Origin of the sequence: Paenibacillus paeoniae (assembly GCF_003388735.1) — a bacterium.
Lineage (GTDB): Bacteria > Bacillota > Bacilli > Paenibacillales > Paenibacillaceae > Pristimantibacillus > Pristimantibacillus paeoniae.
Window position 1 is genome coordinate 1 of the sequence record NZ_QUBQ01000012.1, and the last position, 3,018, is coordinate 3,018.

Annotated in this window: 1 rRNA gene; it reads left to right on the top strand. The window is 53.6% G+C overall.

The features are described from left to right. Positions 1–133: 133 nt before the first annotated feature. Positions 134–3,018 (top strand): 23S ribosomal RNA (locus tag DX130_RS26100); the annotation flags it as partial.

Genomic DNA, 3,018 nt, shown 5'->3' on the forward strand with positions numbered 1-3,018 from the left:
TTTGAACCTTGTCTTCGGACAAGAAGAGAATCTTCTGCTGAAACATCCTTTAGCTGTTTTAAATAGATGTACACTGAATTCATTCAGTCGTACCATCGACCGCCAGCTGAAGCAATTCGCTGAGCGATAACTAGGTTAAGCTAGTAAGAGCGCACGGAGGATGCCTAGGCACCAGGAGCCGAAGAAGGACGTGGCGAACAACGATACCGCCTCGGGGAGCCGTAAGCAGGCTTTGATCCGGGGATTTCCGAATGGGGAAACCCAGCTGGGGTAATGCCCAGTTACTATTGACTGAATACATAGGTCAATGAGAGGCATACCGGGGGAACTGAAACATCTAAGTACCCCGAGGAAGAGAAAACAAAAGTGATTCCGTCAGTAGCGGCGAGCGAACGCGGATTAGCCCAAACCAAGGAGCTTGCTCCTTGGGGTTGTAGGACATCTCACATGGAGTTACAAAGGTGTTGGTTAGGCGAAGAGGTCTGGAAAGGCCCGCTAGAAGAGGTAAAAGCCCTGTAACCAAAAGTCAGCACTCTCCGAGATGTATCCTGAGTACGGCGGGACACGTGAAACCCCGTCGGAATCCGGCAGGACCATCTGCCAAGGCTAAATACTCCCTGGTGACCGATAGTGAAGCAGTACCGTGAGGGAAAGGTGAAAAGCACCGCGGGAGCGGAGTGAAAAAGAACCTGAAACCGTGCGCTTACAAAAAGTCAGAGCCCTATTACTGGGTGATGGCGTGCCTTTTGTAGAATGAACCGGCGAGTTACGATCCCGTGCAAGGTTAAGGTGGAAAGCCGGAGCCGCAGCGAAAGCGAGTCTGAATAGGGCGATTAAGTACGTGGTCGTAGACCCGAAACCGTGTGATCTACCCCTGTCCAGGGTGAAGGTGCGGTAACACGCACTGGAGGCCCGAACCCACGCATGTTGAAAAATGCGGGGATGAGGTGGGGGTAGCGGAGAAATTCCAATCGAACTCGGAGATAGCTGGTTCTCCCCGAAATAGCTTTAGGGCTAGCCTCGGATATGAGTGTCGTGGAGGTAGAGCACTGATTGGATGCGGGGCCCGCCAAGGGTTACCAAGTCTAGTCAAACTCCGAATGCCATAGACATGCTTACCGGGAGTCAGACAGTGAGTGCTAAGATCCATTGTCAAGAGGGAAACAGCCCAGATCATCAGCTAAGGTCCCCAAGTGTGTGTTAAGTGGGAAAGGATGTGGAGTTGCACAGACAACCAGGATGTTGGCTTAGAAGCAGCCACCATTTAAAGAGTGCGTAATAGCTCACTGGTCGAGTGACTCTGCGCCGAAAATGTAACGGGGCTAAACACACCACCGAAGCTATGGCATTGCAGCTTGCTGCATTGGGTAGGGGAGCGTTGAATATAGGTTGAAGTCAGACCGTAAGGACTGGTGGACAGTATTCAAGTGAGAATGCCGGTATGAGTAACGAAAAGACAAGTGAGAATCTTGTCCGCCGAAAGCCTAAGGGTTCCTGAGGAAGGCTCGTCCACTCAGGGTAAGTCGGGACCTAACGCGAGGCCGAAAGGCGTAGTGGAAGGACAACAGGTTGAAATTCCTGTACCACCGAAGATCGTTTGAGCAATGGGGTGACACAGAAGGGCAGTGACGCGGACTGATGGAATAGTCCGTCCAAGCAGTGAGGCTAGTTGGTAGGCAAATCCGCCAACTGTTAGGCTGGGCTGTGATGGGGAGCGAAAATTGCAGTAGCGAAGGTCATGTACTCCGGCTGTCGAGAAAAGCCTCTAGTTAGATCTAGGTGCCCGTACCGCAAACCGACACAGGTAGGCGAGCAGAGCATGCTAAGGCGCGCGGAAGAACTCTCGTTAAGGAACTCGGCAAAATGACCCCGTAACTTCGGGAGAAGGGGTGCCTCGGTAGGGTGAATAGCCCGAGGGGGCCGCAGTGAAAAGGCCCAAGCGACTGTTTAGCAAAAACACAGGTCTGTGCGAAGCCGTAAGGCGAAGTATACGGGCTGACGCCTGCCCGGTGCTGGAAGGTTAAGGGGAGCGGTTAGGGGTAACCCGAAGCTGTGAACCGAAGCCCCAGTAAACGGCGGCCGTAACTATAACGGTCCTAAGGTAGCGAAATTCCTTGTCAGGTAAATTCTGACCCGCACGAATGGCGTAACGACTTGGGCGCTGTCTCAACGAGAGATCCGGTGAAATTTTAATACCTGTGAAGATGCAGGTTACCCGCGACAAGACGGAAAGACCCCATGGAGCTTTACTGCAGCTTGATATTGAACTTTGGTACGATCTGTACAGGATAGGTGGGAGCCTTTGAAGCCGGAGCGCCAGCTTCGGTGGAGGCACCGTTGGGATACCACCCTGATCGTATCGGAGTTCTAACCTGGCACCGTGAAACCGGTGCAGGGACCGTGTCAGGCGGGCAGTTTGACTGGGGCGGTCGCCTCCTAAAATGTAACGGAGGCGCCCAAAGGTTCCCTCAGAATGGTTGGAAATCATTCGAAGAGTGCAAAGGCATAAGGGAGCTTGACTGCGAGACCTACAAGTCGAGCAGGGACGAAAGTCGGGCTTAGTGATCCGGTGGTACCGAATGGAAGGGCCATCGCTCAACGGATAAAAGCTACCCTGGGGATAACAGGCTTATCTCCCCCAAGAGTCCACATCGACGGGGAGGTTTGGCACCTCGATGTCGGCTCATCGCATCCTGGGGCTGAAGTAGGTCCCAAGGGTTGGGCTGTTCGCCCATTAAAGCGGTACGCGAGCTGGGTTCAGAACGTCGTGAGACAGTTCGGTCCCTATCTGTCGCGGGCGCAGGAAATTTGAGAGGAGCTGTCCTTAGTACGAGAGGACCGGGATGGACGTACCGCTGGTGTACCAGTTGTTCCGCCAGGAGCACCGCTGGGTAGCCAAGTACGGACGGGATAAGCGCTGAAAGCATCTAAGCGTGAAGCCCCCCTCAAGATGAGATTTCCCAGTATGTAAGACCCCTTGAAGACGACGAGGTTGATAGGTTCGGGGTGGAAGCACAG